Below are 17,327 nucleotides of genomic sequence, written 5' to 3'. Positions count from 1 at the left end.
ACCTCTCGAAATGGATTAAAAAAAGCGGGCGTGTGGTTACGCCCGCGCCTTCATTCTTGTCAGAAGTTTGCGTTCATGTTCGATCTTTTCATAACGCTCGGGGTTGGTATCGCCGCCGCCTTTGCCCGGGTTGATCAGGAAGTACGCCAGCACCGCGCAGAAAGCGGCCAGCCCGGCCATGATCAGGAACATCAGCTTCGGCGTATCCATCAAGGCGCCAAAGATCGGCGGTCCTGCCGCCACGCCAAGGAAGCGGACGCTGCCATACAGCGCTGTGACCGCCCCGCGCTCTTCTTTCTGCACCGCAGAGGTGATCAAAGTGTTCAGACACGGCAGCACCAGACCGGTGCCGACGCCGGAGACGACGAGCAGTCCCAGCAAGATATACGGGTTGTCGAAGAAAGCCGCGATGGCGAGCGGCGCGCCGATCAGCGCCAGGCCGACCACGATCAGGACTTTCATCAGCTTCATGTTTTTCTTGATCTTCGCGCCTGTGATCAGCGATGTCGAACACATCGCCAAGAGCGGGAGGGAGAGGATCAAGCCGCGCATGAGGTCGGCGACTTTGTATTTCTCCTCCAGGATCTGCGAAATGTAAAACAGTACGCCAAACAGGATAAACAGTGCGACCGAACCTGCCAGATAGGCGGTGAGCATCCATTTGCCCTGCGCTTTAAACGTTTTTTTCAGCGCTCCGACATACTGCTTGAGCGACTGCTTTTGCCCATTCTTTTTCGGCTCTTTGACGAAAAAGTAAACCAGAGCAGCCGAGATGATACAGATGATCGGGAAAGCGAAAAATGCCGCGTACCAGAACAAGAGCGCGATCAGGGAGCCAAGGATCGGGGACAGCACTTTGCCGAGCCCGTTTGCGGCTTCGATGATGCCAAGCGACTTGGCCCGTGAGGCTCCGCTCCAGATGTCCCCGGCCAGCGCCATCGCGATCGGCGCCGTCCCGGCCGCTCCTAAGCCCTGCAGGACGCGTCCGGCCATGATCACCCCGTACGGATTGTCCATCAGCCACGCCGCCACACCGGCGACCACACCGCCTGCGCCGTATAAGAGCAGGGCGGGGACGATGACGACTTTACGACTGTAATGGTCGGAGAGAAACCCGGCCAGCGGTATGATGATACCTGCCGGAACTGAAAACAGCGTGATGACCAGGGACGCTTGGAATTTGGATATGCCGATCTCTTCCTGCATTTGCGGAAGGATCGGAATCAGCATCGAGTTCCCAAGCACCATGATCAGCGGTACGGTTGCCAAGGCGAACAAAGGCAATAAATGGATCTTTGATTTCGGTTGAGTCGCGGTCATGGTGTCAGTCCTTTCTCCCTCTTGCAGGTTGCATCAAGACTAGTTTGCCGACCGCCGAAACCCCGTATGACTGTCAAATTTATGCTTGACAGCTTTCAAGGAAAGACGGTAAATTAGGAATCAAACAACAACAAGCAAAATAGTTCTCTTATCAAGAGTAGGCGGAGGGACTGGCCCGATGATGCCACGGCAACCGACACGATTTTTGTGCACGGTGCCAATTCCAACAGGTTGCGTAGGCAGCCTGAGAGATGAGAGAAAGGCGCTCTTTGTAGATTCCAAAGGCCTTTCTCGATTCCGAGAGAGGCTTTTTTGCATAGGGAGGAATTTACAAAGTGCATCGAGATACTTGTTTGGCACAGATTGGCAACCTCAGAGAAGAAAAAACGGGCGCGATCTCCACGCCCATCTATCTATCGACCACCTACCGCCACCCGCGGCTCGGGGAAAGCACCGGTTTTGATTACACCCGCACGAAAAATCCGACGCGCCAGACGCTGGAAGACGCGATTGCCAAGCTGGAAGGCGGCGTGCGTGGATTTGCGTACGGATCTGGCATGGCGGCGATCGCCGGGGTGCTTGGGCTGTGTGGGCAAGGCGACCACCTGCTGGTCTCGCATGATCTGTACGGCGGCACCTATCGACTGCTGGAACAGATCCTGCCGCGCCAAGGCATCACGACGACGTTTGTCGATACGGGCGACCTTGATGCGGTGGCGGCTGGGGTGCAGGCGAACACCAAGGCGATTTTTATTGAAACGCCGACCAACCCGACGATGCGGATCACCGATCTAAAAGCGATCATCGGGCTCGCGAAGGAAAAAAGGCTGCTGACCATCGTCGACAACACGTTTATGACGCCGTACCTGCAGCGCCCGCTGCTGCTCGGCGCAGATGTTGTTGTGCATAGCGCGACCAAGTACCTCGGCGGGCATAACGACGTGCTGTCCGGCCTCGCCGTGGCACGCGAGGAAGAGCTGGCTGAACGGATCTACTTTTTGCAAAACTCAATCGGGGCGACGTTAGGGCCGCAGGATGCCTGGCTCCTGATGCGGGGCATGAAAACGCTGGCCTTGCGGATGGACCGCCATCAGGAAAATGCGATGGTGCTCGCCAAATGGCTGGCCGGGCATCCGCTGGTCAAGACGGTGTACTTCCCAGGGCTGGAAAGCCACGCCGGGCGCGAAGTGCATATCGGGCAGGCGGACGGATATGGCGGGATGCTGTCCTTTGAAGTGGCCAGTGAAGAGCTGGTCGAACCGCTCTTGCGCCATTTGAACCTGATCGCTTTTGCCGAATCGCTTGGCGGGGTCGAGTCGTTGATCACCTACCCGGCGCGGCAGACGCATTTCGATGTTCCGGAAGCAGTTCGCAACGAGCTGGGTGTGACCCCTTCGCTGCTGCGCCTGTCGGTTGGCATCGAACATTATGAAGATTTGATTGCAGATCTGGCGCAGGCGTTTGCGGCGTGCGAGCGGGAACTGGCCGAGCAGAAAGGGAGATTGGTGTAAGATGAGCGGAAACAAAGAGCTGACGTTTGCCACACAGTTGCTGCATACAGGAAATGAGATCGACAAGACGACCGGGGCATCGGCTGTGCCGATCTATCAAGCCTCGACCTTCCATCAAGAAGATGCCGACCATCCGCCGCAGTACGAATATGCGCGCTCGGGCAACCCGACGCGCGATGCGCTGGAGAAGACGATCGCGGCGCTGGAAGGCGGCACGCGCGGGTTTGCTTTTGCATCGGGGATGGCGGCGATCTCCACGGCGCTCCTGCTGTTCTCGGCGGGCGACCATCTGATCGCCACCGATGACATCTACGGCGGGACGTTCCGCATGCTGACCACCGTCTTGAACCGCTTGGGCATCGAGACGACGTTTGTCGACGTGACCGAGCTGGACAACATTCGCGCGGCGATTCGTCCGAACACCAAAGGGATCGTGCTGGAGACGCCGTCCAATCCGCTCTTGCAGATCACCGATCTCGCCGGTGCGGCTGCCCTCGCCAAGGAGCACGGACTGCTGACCATCGTCGACAACACCTTCCAAACGCCATACTTGCAGCGTCCGCTCGACGTGGGCATCGACGTTGTGGTGCACAGCGCCACGAAGTTCCTCGGCGGACACTCCGATCTGGTCGCCGGACTTGCGGTGACCAAGGACACGGTGCTCGGCCACCGTCTCGCGCAGCTGCAAAACTCGTTTGGCGCGGTGCTTGGTCCGCAGGACTGCTTCCTGCTCCAGCGCGGCATCAAAACGCTGAAAGTCCGGATGGACGCTTCTTGCGACGGAGCGGAACGCGTGGCACGTTGGCTGTCGGAACGCGACGATATCGCCAAGGTCTACTACCCAGGGCTGTCCACGCACAAAGGACATGAGGTGCACAAAAGCCAATCCAGCCGCTTTGGCGCAGTGCTGTCGTTCGATGCGGGCAGCGCGGAACGGGCGAAAGAGCTGATGAAGCGGGTGGAACTGCCTTTGGTGGCGGTGTCGCTGGGCGGGGTGGAGAGCATCCTGTCCTATCCGGCGACGATGTCGCACTCCGGCATGCCGCAAGCGGAGCGCCACAAGCGCGGCATCACCGACGGCCTTCTGCGATTGTCGGTCGGGTTGGAAGATGCGGAAGACCTGATCGCCGACTTGGAGCAGGCGCTTGATCGCTTGAAGTAGCAAATGATTCATAAATTGGTAGATTCTTTTATACAATTTAAGTAGAATAGACATAAGGCACCCTAACTTGCGCGCAAACGTTTGTCAGGGTGCCTTTTTTGGCACATTGGAGAGTAACTACTGAGCTACTGTGCTGGAAGAAGGGTTTGTCATGGATTCACCAACGATGGAAACGGTGCGCGAACTGCTCAGCCTGGTCGTGATCGTTTTGCTCGCCGGCATGTTTGGCGGACGCATTGCGCGCTTGATGCGGGTGCCCGACGTGGCCGTGTTTTTGCTGATCGGCGTGCTGATCGGGCCGATTTTGCATGTGGTCGCCTTGTCGCCGGAGTCGGTGGCCGACCAGCTGCTGATCGTGGTCGGCGCGGCTTTGATCCTTTTTGACGGAGGGCGGGCGATTGGGCTTGGCGTGCTGAAGAACGTCTGGCTGACGCTGTTATTGCTCGCGGTGCCGGGCGTGCTGATCACGGCGGCCGTCACGGCAGGAGCGGCGGCGTGGCTGTTGCAGATGCCGTTTGTGCTGGCCTTTCTGCTGGCGGCGATCATCGCTTCGACCGACCCGGCGACGCTGATCCCCGTGTTCAAACAGGTGCCGATCGAAGAGCGCCTGAAGCAGACGGTGGAAAGCGAGTCGGCGTTTAACGACGCCACCGGCTCAATCGTCACTTTTGCTGTGCTTGGCGTGGCGACGGGGGAGCAGGCGTTTTCGCTGGGCGGCAGTCTGGTCAGCTTTTTCAAAATGGCCGGGGGCGGCCTGCTGGTCGGGCTGGCGGCCGGTCTGCTGGCTGCGGTGCTGATCTCCGAACGGCGCGGCGGTTTGTTTCGCGAATACGCGTCGATTGTGGTCGTCACCGTTGCGGTCGGAGCGTATCTGCTCGGGGATCTGCTGGGCGTCTCCGGCTTCATGGCGACGTTTACGGCCGGTATCGTCTTGGGCAACCACCAGGCGTTCCGCCTGCCGGTGCCGGAAGCCAAGCTGACCGAGGTGTCGCATTTCTTTGACGGCATCACGCTGATCTTGCGGATGATGATCTTCATCTTGCTTGGTTCGCAAGTCGACTTTTCCGCCTTGGCCGACTATTGGCTGGAAGGGCTGCTCGTGGTGGCGGTCTTCATGTTTGTTGCCCGGCCGCTGACCGTCTTGCTCTGCGCCGGGGTCGACAGGCGGGCCTTGTGGAGCTGGAACGAGCTGCTGTTCATGTGCTGGGTGCGCGAGACGGGCGTCATTCCGGCGGCGCTGGTGGCGCTGATCGCCGGGCTCCATCTGCCGCATTACCGGGAGATCCATGCTGTGACGTTCCTTGCGATCATCGTGACCATCGTCCTGCAGGCAGGCACGACGGGGATTGTGGCCAAGAAACTGGGCATCCTAAGCGGAGAAAATCCAGGCAAGGAGGAATTTCCGTGAAGCCCTTTAACGCACTGACGCATAAAGATGGCGGCAAAACCGATATGATCGCATTTGACAATCCGGATGATGAGCTGGAAAACATCCCGGAACAGGCAAAAGGTTATGAAGAAACGATGGTCATCGTCGATAATCCGGACGATTTCGAAGATGAAGGTGAAGAAGTCTAAGCTTTCGTGCGAAAATGAATCCAATTCAGGCAAAATACTTCCCCCAACCCTGTTTTTGACCATGAATCAGGCAGTTTCGATTCATAAAGGGGTTAGATAACCTTTCCATGTTCAAAAGTAAGGTGTATATTGGGTGAAGGTTCACGAATACCTGTATCAGTTCAAAGGTGGTCGAGTCGATTTGAATACCCAGAATTTGCCTTCTAATAATGCAACTGCAAATGAACCTGCTGAGAATTTGAACGTGCTGACCAGCACTCAACTTGTGATTCAAGACGCATTGAATAAATTGGGCTATGGTCAGGACATGTTTGAATTGCTCAAGGAACCGCTCCGTGTGCTGACGGTGCGCATCCCCGTCCGCATGGACGACGGCAGTGTCAAAGTGTTCACCGGTTACCGCGCGCAGCATAACGACGCGGTCGGTCCGACCAAGGGGGGCATTCGTTTCCACCCCGAAGTAACCGAGGACGAAGTGAAGGCACTTGCAATTTGGATGAGTTTGAAGTGCGGGATCGCCAACCTGCCGTACGGCGGCGGGAAAGGCGGCATCATCTGTGACCCGCGCGAGATGTCGTTCCGCGAACTGGAACGCCTCTGCCGCGGCTATGTGCGCGCGATCTCGCAGATCGTCGGCCCGACTAAAGATATTCCGGCACCGGACGTGTTCACCAACGCGCAGTCGATGGCATGGATGATGGACGAGTATTCCCGCATCCGTGAATTTGACGCGCCGGGCTTCATCACCGGCAAACCGCTGGTGCTCGGCGGCTCCTACGGCCGCGATTCGGCTACCGCACGCGGTGTGGCAATCGCGATCGAAGAAGCTGCCCAAGTAAAAGGCATCGAACTGAAAGACGCGCGCGTCGTTGTCCAAGGTTTTGGCAACGCGGGCGGCTACCTGGCGAAATTCATGCATGACGCAGGCGCCAAAGTCGTCGGGATCTCCGACGCATACGGCGGTCTGCACGATGAAAAAGGCCTCGATATCGAATACTTGCTGGATCGCCGCGACTCGTTTGGCACGGTGACCAAGCTGTACAAAAACGTCATCACCAACCAAGAGCTGCTCGAGCTCGATTGCGATATCCTCGTTCCGGCTGCGATTGAGAACCAGATCACAGCGCGCAACGCGCACAGCATCAAGGCGAGCATCGTGGTGGAAGCGGCGAACGGCCCGACCACGATCGAAGCGACCAAGATCCTGTCTGAGCGCGGCATCCTGCTCGTGCCGGACGTTGTGGCGAACGCAGGCGGCGTTATCGTTTCCTACTTCGAGTGGGTGCAGAACAACCAGGGCTACTACTGGTCGGGCGAAGAGGTCGATACCCGCCTCAAGACGATCATGTCCCGTTCGTTCCACTCCGTGTACGAAACGTCGAAGCTCCGCAAGATCGACATGCGCCTTGCAGCGTACATGGTCGGCGTCCGCCGCATGGCGGAAGCAAGCCAATTGCGCGGCTGGGTGTAAGCACAACAAGAAAGAAGCCGTCTGCCCAAGTGGCAGACGGCTCTTTTTTGTGGTATCATTCTTGATCGAAGTATTGGATCAAATGCCCGACATCCGCAGTCTCCTGCAGAGCGGTCATCAGCTTGATCCGCGCTTTCTGTCCGTTCAGGCCGTTGGAGAACAGCGCGCCGAGATCGCGGAGCTGTTTGCCGCCGCCTTCATAGCCGTAAACGTCCTGCACGACGCCGTTGAAGCAGCGCGAGACGAGCACGATCACCACGCCGCTGGCAATCGCTCTCTTGATGCCTGGCACGACGGCTGGCGGAACGTTGCCGAGGCCCAGCGCTTCGATGACGACGCCTTTGCTACCCGAGTCGATCAGGAATTGCAGGAGCGCGTCATCCATGCCATACGCCATTTTCAACAGGCCGACCTGAGAAACCAGCCCGTCGACCGGGATGTGCGCGTGCGGCTTGGGAACGTGGCGGATCTGCACGGAGCGCTTGTCCAAAAAGCCGACCGGTCCCACCGAAGGCGACTGGAAGGTGGCGACGTTGGAAGTGTGCGTTTTGGTGACAAAGCGCGCGGCGTGAATGTCGTCGTTGAAGACGACGAGCACCCCTTGGCCGATCGCGTCGCAGCTCGCGGCGGTGCGCACCGCGTTCAGCAGGTTGAGCGGGCCGTCTGCGCCCAGTTCATTGGAAGAGCGCATCGCGCCGGTCACGATCACCGGCTTGCCGGGCGGCAGGATCAGGTCGAGGTAATACGCGGTCTCTTCCAGCGTATCGGTGCCGTGCGTGAGGACGATGCCGTCGATGTCTTCCCGGCGCAATTTTTCCTTGATCACGCGGCCGAGATCGGCGAGATGATCGAGGGTGAGATGCGGGCTCGGCAGATTGGAGAACGCTTCGACCTGCACGTTGGCATATTGGTTGAGATTGGGGATGGCCTTGGTCAGATCGGCGGCATTTTCGACCGGCCGCACCGACTGGGAGGCGGCGTCTTCGATCATCGCAATCGTGCCGCCCGTCGTCAGGATCAGGATCGTTTTCATACGTTTATCACACCTTGTCCGAATCAATTTGTTCAAAGATATTATGCTCCTTTGCGGCAGACTCTGTCAAAGCAGGATTTTCATACACAGTCAAGAAATTACAAAGGGGGAGGGGGTATCGCAGTGGAGTTTCTGCTGTTGGTCGGGTGTGCAGTGGCGCCTGGAATTGCACTGATGTCGTTTTTCTATCTTCGTGACCGCTACGATTCCGAACCCTTGAGTTTGGTGGGTCTGTTGTTCTTTTTGGGGATGTTGTCCACAATACCGGTGATGTATCTCAGCGACTGGCTGCAGCAAGGTATGAGCTCGCCGTACAGCCGCACCTTTTTGGCCGTGGCGCTGGTCGAAGAGCTCGCCAAATACATCATGACGATCGCGATCGCCATGCGGCACCGCGAATTTGATGAAGAGATCGACGGCATCGTCTACGCCGTCGCCGCTTCGCTTGGGTTTGCCACTTTGGAAAATATCATCAAGGCGCTGGTGTTCGGCTGGGAGACGGTGGCGCTGCGGGCGTTTTTCACCGTGCCGGGGCATGCGCTGTTTGGCGTGGCGATGGGCTTTTATCTGGGCAAGGCGAAATTTACCGCTTCCAAGAAAAAGCGCTGGCTGCTCTTTGGCTGCGCGTTTCTGTTCCCGTGGGCGTTCCACGGCATTTATGATGCGCTGCTGGTCTCCGGGCAGCAAAAGATCATTTTGACGATTCTGCCGTTTATGGCCTTCTTGTGGGGCTTAGGCTTGTGGAAAGTGCGCCATGCTCAAGCGCGGTCGCCGTACAAACCGCTGGAAGAGCGGGCGCAGGACGTATAAAGGCACCGTGCGGCGGTCAAGACTGTCCTCTATGGGGTTCGAACTCATAGACTCATTGGAGGAGGGGACAGCATGTCAGTGAGAGATGAACGGGTCAAAGTTCACATTCGCTGCCGCCTGTGCGGTGAAACATTTATTCTGCGCGGTTCGCGCGATTACCGCGGGCAGGTCGACACCGGATTCAAGAGATGCCTGTGTGACAACGAAGAAGCGTTTGATATCGAAACGCTGATGTAAATAGGTGAAGAAAGGGAGTGCCTCGCTGGAGGCACTTCCTTTTTTTGGTTGTCATATCAAAATGCTTCCCTCCCCACACTAAGCACAGTAACGATCATCTTAAAATGGAGGGGGTACCATGAGTAGGAAGTGGAGATGGCTTGTGGCAGCCTTTGCCCTGGCCTTTGCGTTTCTCTTCGTCGCTGCAGAACCGATGCAGTACATCTCGAAAGGGGATGAGTCGGTCTTCACCACGCGCAACCTCGTGCGCGGCAGTCAAGGCAACGACGTGCGGGAACTGCAAGGGCGCTTGAAGCACCTGGGGTATTACAAAGGCAAGATCGACGGCGATTTTGGCTGGGGTACATACTGGGCGGTACGCAACTTCCAGTACAAGTTCGGCATGAAAGTGGACGGCGTCGTCGGCGACAATACGCGCACCCGTCTCGTCCGCGCCACTCGCGGCTACAACCCGTGGGCAGCAGGCGGCGGAGGCGGTTCCAGTGGCGGAGGCGGAGGTTCTGCACCCAAAGCGAGCGCTCCGGCGACCAAAAGCGCCAATTACGGCGGCAAAAACATCTCGGCCAACGACTTGAAACTGCTCGCCAACGCCGTGTACGGTGAAGCGCGCGGCGAGCCGTACATCGGGCAGGTGGCGATCGCGGCGGTCATCTTGAACCGCATCGACAACCCGAACTTCCCGAATACCGTGCCGGGTGTGATCTTCCAGCCGGGCGCATTCACGGCGGTGGCAGACGGACAGATCTGGCTGACCCCGAACGCACAGGCTACCAAAGCGGTGCAGGATGCGATCAAAGGCTGGGACCCGTCCTCGACGGCGATCTATTATTTCAACCCGGCGACTGCGACATCGAAATGGATCTGGTCGCGTCCGCAGATCAAGCGGATCGGCCGGCATATTTTCTGCCGATAGAAAGGAGGGACCGACCGTATGTTTAGCCGACTCACATCCCTCGTGCTCGTCGTGGCCCTGGTGGTGGCAGGCTTCTGGGGCTACCGCGAGCACAAAGAGAAACAGGCGATGCTGATCAAAGCGGAGAACCAATATCAGCGCGCCTTTCATGACCTCAGCGACCGCATGAACCTGCTGCAGGACCAACTGGGCAAGTCGCTGGCGATCAACACGAAAAAGCAGCTCTCTCCGTCGCTGACCGAAGCGTGGCGGCTGGCGGCCGAAGCGCGCAGCGATGTCGGGCAGCTGCCCCTGTCGCTGATGCCGTTTAACAACACGATGGAGTTCATCAACGACGTAGGGAACTTCTCCTATCGCACGGCGGTCGACCGCGATGGCAAGGAAGGACTGACCGACCAGGAGTTCAAAACGCTGAATGAACTGTACAAACGCTCGAAAAAGCTGGAGAATCAGCTGGCCGAAGTGCAGTCAAACGTTCTGCGCAACAACCTGCGCTGGATGGACGCCGAACTGGCCCTGACCCAGACGGAGAAAAAGACGGACAACCAGATCGTCGACGGCTTCCGGGCGATGGAGAAGACGGTCAAGAACAATACGCCGCTCAACTTTGGCCCAACCCTGATGGGCATGAAGAGCCGCAACAAGTTTGACGTAAAGAACCTGACCGGACAAAATGTGACCGAAGCGCAGGCGGCCCAAACCGCGGCGCAATGGCTGGGACGAAGCTCGACCGAAGGCATCGTCGCACAGCGCAACGGCAAAGGGGCTCCGTTCCCGTCCTACACCGTCACGGCTCAGCAGCAGGGCCGCCGGGAAGCGATCTTCACGATCTCCGTGCAGGGCGGGAAAGTCACCAACATGCTGAACGACCGCACGGTGACCGAGGAGAAGCTCGATCTGGCACAAGCGTCGCAAAAAGCGCTGACCTATCTGAAAAAATTCGGCATGGGCGATGACTTGGAAGTCGTGAACATCGAGACGCACAACAGCATCGGCGTCTATGACATCGTGCCGCGCCAAAACGGCATTCGCCTCTACCCGGACAAAATCACGGTGCAGGTGGCGCTCGACAACGGGGAGATCCTCGGCGTCAACTCGCGCGAATACGTGTTTAACCACCGTCCGCGCACCATGGCCAAGCCGAAACTGACCGAAGCGCAGGCTCGCACGTACGTCTCGCCGCGCCTCAAACTGCAGGAAACTCACCTCGCCGTGGCGCACAACGTGCAAAACGAAGAGGTGATCACGTACGAGTTTGTCGGGACGATGGACCGCGACACGTACAAAGTCTACATCTCCGCACTGAACGGCGATGAGGTCGGCGTTGAAAAGCTGAACTAAACGCGCAATAAAGGAGAGGCAGCCGCCTCTCCTTTATTTGCTGTTCAGATACTCTTGAACCCCTTCGGCGATCACCTGGGCCAACTGGCGCTGGTAGGGCGGCGAGGTGAGCTTGCTCCGGTCGCTTGGGATGTTCAGATAGCCGCATTCGATGATCAGCGTCGGGATGTTCTGATTGCGCAGCAGGTAGTACTTGGCTGGCTTGGCTTCGCGCTTCGTCATGCCGGGCAGCGTGTGGAGCTTTTTCTGGATGATCTCGGCCAGCTTTTTCGCTTCTGGCAGATCGTCGGAGTAAAACACTTCCGCGCCGCCCCGCGAAGCGAGCGCCGAGACGTTGGCGTGCAGGGAGATGTACATCGTCGCGCCTTGTTCGAACGCCATGTTGATCCGCCGTTCGAGGTCGGCGCGTTTGGCAGTGGTGCCTTTCATGCCGCGCTGTGCGAAGTCGGTATCGGTCGTGCGGGTCATCGCTGCGGCGATCTTTTGATTCGTCAGCGCTTTTTGCAGTTCTTTGCCGATCGAAAGCGCAAGGTCCGCTTCTCGCAGATCATCGGCAAGCACACCGGGGTCGTAGCCGCCGTGTCCGGGGTCGATCATCACATATGCGGGCCATTTGGCTGGCACGGTGAGCGTTTTTTTGACGGGAGATAAAGGGCTGACCAGGAAGGCAAACAGGAAGATGAGGAAGAACGGAAGAGCATAAGGCCAAAAACGCTTCAATTTGATCCCTCCTTGTCCCAAAAACTTTCTTTACAGGTCTATTCATGACTACAGGCAAACATTCGTATCTTATACTAGAGGAAGAAGTAATGGGAGAACACATCCCTTGGAGAGTGAGAGCTTTGGCATACCCCGTTATCGGCCAGACGATCACCTTGGAAATCGCGGACGGCTATTTTGCCGGACGGTATCAGGCGCGGGTGCAGGACATGGAAGGTGACAGCATCTTCATTGATATCCCGCTCAAACCCGGGTACAAAAACCCGACCAACCTGCCGACCGGACAGCCTGTGCTGGTGCAGTACCGCGCGGTGGACGGCGCCCAATGCACGTTTCAGTCGGAAGTGCGGGGACGGGACACGCGGCAGGTCCCGCTGCTCCAGCTGCAAAAGCCGGAGTACGGGCACGTGTACCGCCATCAGCGCCGCGAATTTCTGCGGGTGCCGATCCTGGCCACGTTTCATCTGGTGTTCGTAGACAGCGAAAGCAAAGACATCATCACGGCAGACGCCAACGGGTATGATATTTCCGGCGGCGGTTTGTCCTTTCGGGTCAAACAGGAGCTGACGGTGCGCCGCGACGACATCATCGGTTTTCGCTTCCTGCTGCCGCTTGAGGGCCGGTCACATGAGATCGTGGGGAAGGCGCGTGTGATCCGGGTGGCGCCTGTCGATCAGCACGGCTGGAAACTGGTGTCGCTGAAGTATTTTGAGATCCCGGAGAGCGAACGTCAGCGGATCATTCAGTATTCGTTTAAACGGCAGATCGAGCTGCGCGAAAAAGGCTTGTTTCGCAGATAGTATGAAATCCCCCGGACTTGCATAGGATGGAACGTATCTGGGGGTGGTACAAGTTGGAACAAAGACGCCAGCAAACGTATGAAGAGCGCTTTTTGCGCGCTTACGAACGACTGGAAAAACCGCTGTTTCGACTGATCCTGCTCGGCTTTGCTTTGATTCTGATCGGGCAGCTTGCTCTCTCCACACCGCAGGGGCGGCAGTTTTTGTCCGCCACCGACCGGATGGAAGGGCAGCGATCGGCCGGCGTAATGCCGGCGGCGGCGACCGAAAAGTCCAAGGCCGCGCTGACGATCCGCGCCGTCGAGCCGGAAGGGTCCTTGTCCAAAGTCTGGGTCGAGGTCAACGGCGTTCCGGCCGGAACTTTCCAAAACCAAGAAGCGACCGTCTCCGTCAAGCAGGGGGACGTAGTGACCGTAGATACGTCCGAACTGCCGGGCGTGTACCGCTTTGAGGTCGATCATGACAATCCGGAGATCTCGTATCCGGTGCCCGGCATGCTCGTCGAAGCGATGGAAGGCCAGCTGGCAGAAGTGGGTCCGATCCACTTTATGAAGTAAGTTTGAACAGACTTTCCTTTTGTTGCACCTGCTGCGGCCGATATGTTACTATCAATATTGAAGAGATTGACAATTGAAAAGTCGCGCATGAGAAGCGGGCGAAGCCTGCTTTTTGTGTTAATCAGGAGGCAGAGTTACTGAAATGAAACCATTACGCGTGGCTCTTGACGGCCCGGCAGGCGCCGGGAAAAGCACGGTGGCGAAGCAGGCGGCGAAGGCGCTTGGCCTGACCTATGTGGACACCGGTGCGATGTACCGCGCCATCACGTGGAAAGCCTTGCAAGAGAAGATCAACCCCACAGACGAAGCAGCCTTGACAGAGCTTTCAAATCGTGTGCAGATCAGCTTCAAGCTCACCCCGGCAGGACAAGATGTCTTCCTGGACGGAGTGGATATCACCGAAGCGATTCGCACGCCGGAAGTCACCGGCAACGTATCGGCTGTATCGGCCGTGGCAGGCGTCCGCGAGGCGATGGTCAAGCTGCAGCAGGATATTGCGGCCCAGACCGGCGTTTTGATGGACGGACGGGACATTGGCACCGTCGTGCTGCCCGATGCAGACGTGAAGATTTGGCTGACCGCATCGGTCGAAGAGCGGGCACAGCGCCGCTACAACGAGCTGGTCGCCAAAGGTCAGACCCTCGATTTCGAACAGTTAAAAGCAGATATTGAGCGCCGTGACCGTTTTGACAGCGGCCGTGAGCATTCCCCGATGAAGATGGCGGAGGATGCGGTGGTCTTGGATACGACCGGTCTGTCGATTCAACAGGTCATCGAAAAGATCTTAGAGATCTGCAGCTCCGCAGACGCACAGAAACTCTAGGGGGCGTATACTATGGTGTTGTATCGCTTACTCCGGGCTCTATTTCGCGGATTTTTCCGCATCTTCTATAGATGGCAGGTGAGCGGCACGGAGAACATTCCGGCTGAAGGCGGGATTATCGTCTGTGCCAATCATATTTCCAACCTCGATCCGCCGGTGGTCGGTTCCGGGATGGAGCGTCCGATGGCCTTTATGGCGAAAGACTCTCTGTTCAAGATTCCGGTGATCGGCTCGATCATCCGGGGCGTCGGCGCGTTTCCCGTCAAACGGGGCTCCGGCGACCGCGGCGCGATTCGCGCGTCGCTGGAGCTGCTGGCGGCAGGCAAAGCGTTATGCTTGTTCCCGGAAGGCACCCGCTCCCACTCGGGAGAGGTCGGCAAAGGGCAGGGCGGTGCTGCGATGCTGGCGCTGCGGTCGAACGCACAGGTCGTTCCCGCTGCGATCATCGGGCCGTACCGCCTGTTTCGTCCGCTCAGGATCGTCTACGGCAAACCGGTCGATCTGTCGGAGTTTCGAGGGCAAAAGACGAACAGCGAGCTCATCGACAAAGCGACGGAGCAGATCATGGAAGCGATCCGTCAGCTCGTCTTGCAGCACCGCTAGTTCGTATGGAAAGGCTGCTGTCGTATCATACTAGTTGATGTTACCAAACGTTCTCATACTCATTTTATCTGGAGCTGTCCTTCTTACCGGAGAGGAATAGGTAATCATGGGAGTCGTCCGAGTCTCATAAATACCGTCCCTATAAATCAACGATTCAAAGCGTTTGTTTGTTCAAGGCGCTAGGCGAATAGGAGGTAATTCCATGGTAGAAGACATGAAAGAGATGGATCTCGTCACATTTCAAAAAGGTGACGTGGTTAAGGGCCGGATCGCAAAGATCGAAGATGGTCAGGCGCTTGTAGATGTGGGTTTCAAATACGACGGTGTGATTCCGATTGGCGAACTCGCGCCGGTGCGTGTGGAAAATGTCAGCGACGTTGTGCAGGTCGGCGACGAAGTTGAGGTGAAAGTCCTGCGCATCAACGATGAGGAAGGCAAGATCATTCTTTCCAAAAAAGCGGCTGATGCGGTTAACGCTTGGGATGAGCTGGAGCAGAAGTTCAACAATGGCGACGTGTTTGAAGTGAAGGTCCTTGATGTGGTCAAGGGCGGTCTGGTCGTCAATGTCGGTGTGCGCGGCTTTATCCCGGCTTCTTTGGTCGAGCGTCATTTTGTGGAGGATTTCTCCGACTACAAGGGCCGCGCCCTGCGCGTGAAGATCGTGGAGTTCGACCGCGAAGAGGGCAAGGTGATCCTGTCGCAGAAAGCGGTGCTGGATCAGGAAGTGGAACAGCAGAAGGAAGGTCGTCTGCATGAGATTCAGCCGGGCCAGACGCTGACCGGCACGGTGCAGCGCATCACGTCTTTTGGCGCGTTTGTCGACCTCGGCGGCGTGGATGGACTGGTGCACATCTCGGAGATGGCGCATCACCGTGTGGATACTCCGGCTGACGTTGTTAAGGAAGGCGACACGGTGCAGGTGAAAGTGCTGAAGGTTGATCCGGCTGCAGGGCGCGTGTCGCTGTCGATCAGGGCAGCATCGCCTGGCCCGTGGAGCGGTGTGGAAGATCAGTTCCAGGCGGGCGATATCGTCACCGGCACGGTGAGGCGTCTGGTATCGTTTGGCGCGTTTGTGGAACTGCTGCCGGGCGTGGAAGGTCTGGTGCACATTTCGCAAGTCGCCAACCGCCATGTGGCAACGGCCGATGAAGTGCTGGAAGTGGGCCAGGAAGTGAAAGTGAAGGTGCTCGACGTGAGCGAAGCGGATCAGCGCATCTCGCTGTCCATCCGTGAGGTGGAAGGCGACCGCAGCCGCCGTGAAGTGGAGAGCTATGTGAAGCAGAACAATACGAACAATAATGATCAGGGCGGCCTGGGCACGCTGGGCGATGTGTTTGGCGACCTGTTCAAAAAATAACTTTTTGTAAGCGAGGGAACCTTGTGTCGATTGAACAGCGCAAGTTAGATCATGTGCGGTACGCATTGGAACTGCCGATATCGGAGAGCACGGGCTTTTCCGATCTGAGTTTTGTGCATCGCGCCTTGCCTGAGAGCGATCTTGCGGATGTCTCCCTTGCAACTTCCATCGGCGGACTGGATCTCAGTTCGCCGATTTTGCTTAATGCGATGACCGGCGGAGCGGGGCCGACGGAAGCGATCAACGGGAAGCTGGCCGAATTGGCCAAGCATTGCGGGATCGCGATGGCGGTTGGCTCGCAGCGTGCCGCTTTGAAGGACCCGGCGCTGGTTTCGACGTACCGGATTGTGCGGGACGTGAATCCGGACGGGATCATCATTGGCAATTTGGGAGCAGGGGCGACGGTGGAAGATGCGAAACGGGCGGTGGAGATGATTGGGGCTGATCTGCTCCATCTGCATTTGAACGTGGCGCAGGAGTTGACGATGCCGGAAGGGGACCGCAGTTTTTCCGGGCTGGTGGAGAAGATTCGCCAGGTCGTGGAAGGCGTCGGGGTGCCTGTGATCGTCAAGGAAGTAGGCAATGGGATGAGTATTGAGACGTTTCGGGTGCTGGCGGAGACGGGCGTGAAGGTCGTCGATGTGGCCGGACGGGGCGGTACGAATTTTGTTGCGATTGAGAATCGGCGGCGGAGTGGTCTGCAGTTTCAGCATATGGAGAGCTGGGGGCAGACGACGGCGGTATCGCTGTTGGAAGCGCAGGAGTTTTTACATAGGTTTGATCTGATTGGCTCGGGCGGTGTGCAGAATGCGCATGACGCTGCGAAATGTTTGGCTTTGGGCGCGAAGGCTGTGGGGCTGGCCGGTGCGGTGCTGCGGCCGCTGATGGAGCTTGGGGTGGAGCAGGCGGTGGAGATGATGGATCATCTGCACAGTGAGCTGCGGGCGATTGTGACGCTGCAAGGATGCAGGAGCGTGCTGGAATTGGCGGAACGGCCGGTGATGGTGCGTGGGGAGACTGCACAGTGGTGCCAGTTGCGCGGCGTGGCTTTGGAACCTCTGGCCCGGCGCGGGCTGTAACTCGTCGAGGGA

Annotated in this window: 18 protein-coding genes and 1 riboswitch; of the genes, 15 read left to right on the top strand and 3 right to left on the bottom strand. The window is 57.8% G+C overall.

All coding sequences use genetic code 11. The features are described from left to right. Positions 1–36: 36 nt before the first annotated feature. A complete protein-coding gene (locus CBW65_RS20235; protein ID WP_087458384.1) occupies positions 37–1,320 on the bottom strand; it encodes an MFS transporter in 1,284 nt (427 codons plus the stop codon). A gap of 145 nt (positions 1,321–1,465) precedes the next feature. After that, positions 1,466–1,578: riboswitch (SAM riboswitch) on the top strand. Between the two features lie 77 nt (positions 1,579–1,655). Between CBW65_RS20235 and CBW65_RS20230 the strand changes: the two genes are divergently transcribed. The 5 genes from CBW65_RS20230 (at position 1,656) to CBW65_RS20215 (ending at position 7,042) form a co-directional block, all read left to right on the top strand. Beyond that, the gene (locus tag CBW65_RS20230; protein ID WP_087458383.1) at positions 1,656–2,831 is read left to right on the top strand and encodes a trans-sulfuration enzyme family protein; all 1,176 of its coding nucleotides are present in this window, start codon (positions 1,656–1,658) and stop codon (positions 2,829–2,831) included. Position 2,832: 1 nt separating this feature from the next. Continuing rightward, positions 2,833–3,993, top strand: a complete 1,161-nt coding sequence (locus CBW65_RS20225) for a trans-sulfuration enzyme family protein (RefSeq protein WP_198299674.1) — start codon at positions 2,833–2,835, stop codon at positions 3,991–3,993. Between the two features lie 151 nt (positions 3,994–4,144). Next, positions 4,145–5,401, top strand: coding sequence for a cation:proton antiporter (locus CBW65_RS20220; RefSeq protein ID WP_087458382.1), 1,257 nt, complete (start codon positions 4,145–4,147; stop codon positions 5,399–5,401). After that, entirely contained in the window at positions 5,398–5,571 is a 174-nt protein-coding gene (locus CBW65_RS24390) for a hypothetical protein (protein WP_157722085.1), read from the top strand. Before CBW65_RS20220 ends, CBW65_RS24390 begins: the two co-directional genes overlap by 4 nt. Positions 5,572–5,767: 196 nt before the next feature. Beyond that, positions 5,768–7,042 carry a Glu/Leu/Phe/Val family dehydrogenase gene (locus tag CBW65_RS20215; RefSeq protein ID WP_087459312.1) on the top strand — a complete coding sequence of 425 codons (1,275 nt, stop codon included), beginning with the start codon at positions 5,768–5,770 and terminating at the stop codon, positions 7,040–7,042. Positions 7,043–7,097: 55 nt separating this feature from the next. Here the strand turns inward: CBW65_RS20215 and CBW65_RS20210 are convergent, their stop codons facing one another. Continuing rightward, positions 7,098–8,075, bottom strand: coding sequence for an asparaginase (locus tag CBW65_RS20210; RefSeq protein WP_087458381.1), 978 nt, complete (start codon positions 8,073–8,075; stop codon positions 7,098–7,100). Between the two features lie 123 nt (positions 8,076–8,198). Between CBW65_RS20210 and prsW the strand changes: the two genes are divergently transcribed. The 4 genes from prsW to ypeB all read left to right on the top strand — a co-directional run bounded on the left by prsW (position 8,199) and on the right by ypeB (position 11,376). After that, entirely contained in the window at positions 8,199–8,885 is a 687-nt protein-coding gene (gene prsW / locus CBW65_RS20205) for a glutamic-type intramembrane protease PrsW (protein ID WP_087458380.1), read from the top strand. 72 nt (positions 8,886–8,957) lie between these two features. Beyond that, positions 8,958–9,122 (top strand): hypothetical protein, encoded by a 165-nt coding sequence (locus CBW65_RS24620; protein WP_198299673.1) that lies wholly within the window; start codon positions 8,958–8,960, stop codon positions 9,120–9,122. 118 nt (positions 9,123–9,240) lie between these two features. Further along, positions 9,241–10,035: a spore cortex-lytic enzyme gene (sleB, locus tag CBW65_RS20200; RefSeq protein WP_087458379.1), complete on the top strand. Its 795-nt coding sequence runs from the start codon at positions 9,241–9,243 to the stop codon at positions 10,033–10,035. 18 nt (positions 10,036–10,053) lie between these two features. Further along, positions 10,054–11,376, top strand: coding sequence for a germination protein YpeB (gene ypeB, locus CBW65_RS20195; RefSeq protein WP_087458378.1), 1,323 nt, complete (start codon positions 10,054–10,056; stop codon positions 11,374–11,376). Between the two features lie 33 nt (positions 11,377–11,409). Here ypeB and CBW65_RS20190 read toward each other — a convergent pair whose 3' ends face one another. Beyond that, entirely contained in the window at positions 11,410–12,096 is a 687-nt protein-coding gene (locus CBW65_RS20190) for an N-acetylmuramoyl-L-alanine amidase family protein (RefSeq protein WP_087458377.1), read from the bottom strand. Positions 12,097–12,218: 122 nt separating this feature from the next. Between CBW65_RS20190 and CBW65_RS20185 the strand changes: the two genes are divergently transcribed. The 6 genes from CBW65_RS20185 (at position 12,219) to fni (ending at position 17,315) form a co-directional block, all read left to right on the top strand. After that, a complete protein-coding gene (locus CBW65_RS20185) occupies positions 12,219–12,896 on the top strand; it encodes a flagellar brake protein (protein WP_198299672.1) in 678 nt (225 codons plus the stop codon). A gap of 53 nt (positions 12,897–12,949) precedes the next feature. After that, the gene (locus CBW65_RS20180) at positions 12,950–13,453 is read left to right on the top strand and encodes a hypothetical protein (protein WP_087458375.1); all 504 of its coding nucleotides are present in this window, start codon (positions 12,950–12,952) and stop codon (positions 13,451–13,453) included. 142 nt (positions 13,454–13,595) lie between these two features. Next, positions 13,596–14,276: a (d)CMP kinase gene (cmk, locus tag CBW65_RS20175; protein ID WP_087458374.1), complete on the top strand. Its 681-nt coding sequence runs from the start codon at positions 13,596–13,598 to the stop codon at positions 14,274–14,276. A gap of 12 nt (positions 14,277–14,288) precedes the next feature. Further along, positions 14,289–14,879, top strand: coding sequence for a lysophospholipid acyltransferase family protein (locus CBW65_RS20170; RefSeq protein WP_087458373.1), 591 nt, complete (start codon positions 14,289–14,291; stop codon positions 14,877–14,879). A 202-nt stretch (positions 14,880–15,081) separates the two neighbouring features. Beyond that, positions 15,082–16,236, top strand: a complete 1,155-nt coding sequence (gene rpsA / locus CBW65_RS20165) for a 30S ribosomal protein S1 (RefSeq protein WP_087458372.1) — start codon at positions 15,082–15,084, stop codon at positions 16,234–16,236. 23 nt (positions 16,237–16,259) lie between these two features. Beyond that, entirely contained in the window at positions 16,260–17,315 is a 1,056-nt protein-coding gene (fni, locus tag CBW65_RS20160) for a type 2 isopentenyl-diphosphate Delta-isomerase (RefSeq protein WP_087458371.1), read from the top strand. Positions 17,316–17,327 lie beyond the last annotated feature (12 nt).

It is taken from the genome of Tumebacillus avium (assembly GCF_002162355.1).
Taxonomy (GTDB): domain Bacteria; phylum Bacillota; class Bacilli; order Tumebacillales; family Tumebacillaceae; genus Tumebacillus_A; species Tumebacillus_A avium.
Note: the sequence above shows the minus strand (reverse complement) of the source record. Positions and strands in the feature narration are given on the sequence as shown.

Coding starts and splice junctions, on each gene's coding strand:
- CBW65_RS20235 (WP_087458384.1), bottom strand. CDS start 1,320: ATGACCGCGACTCAACCGAAATCAAAGATCCATTTATTGCCTTTGTTC.
- CBW65_RS20225 (WP_198299674.1), top strand. CDS start 2,833: ATGAGCGGAAACAAAGAGCTGACGTTTGCCACACAGTTGCTGCATACA.
- CBW65_RS20220 (WP_087458382.1), top strand. CDS start 4,145: ATGGATTCACCAACGATGGAAACGGTGCGCGAACTGCTCAGCCTGGTC.
- CBW65_RS20210 (WP_087458381.1), bottom strand. CDS start 8,075: ATGAAAACGATCCTGATCCTGACGACGGGCGGCACGATTGCGATGATC.
- CBW65_RS24620 (WP_198299673.1), top strand. CDS start 8,958: ATGTCAGTGAGAGATGAACGGGTCAAAGTTCACATTCGCTGCCGCCTG.
- sleB (WP_087458379.1), top strand. CDS start 9,241: ATGAGTAGGAAGTGGAGATGGCTTGTGGCAGCCTTTGCCCTGGCCTTT.
- ypeB (WP_087458378.1), top strand. CDS start 10,054: ATGTTTAGCCGACTCACATCCCTCGTGCTCGTCGTGGCCCTGGTGGTG.
- cmk (WP_087458374.1), top strand. CDS start 13,596: ATGAAACCATTACGCGTGGCTCTTGACGGCCCGGCAGGCGCCGGGAAA.
- CBW65_RS20170 (WP_087458373.1), top strand. CDS start 14,289: ATGGTGTTGTATCGCTTACTCCGGGCTCTATTTCGCGGATTTTTCCGC.
- rpsA (WP_087458372.1), top strand. CDS start 15,082: ATGGTAGAAGACATGAAAGAGATGGATCTCGTCACATTTCAAAAAGGT.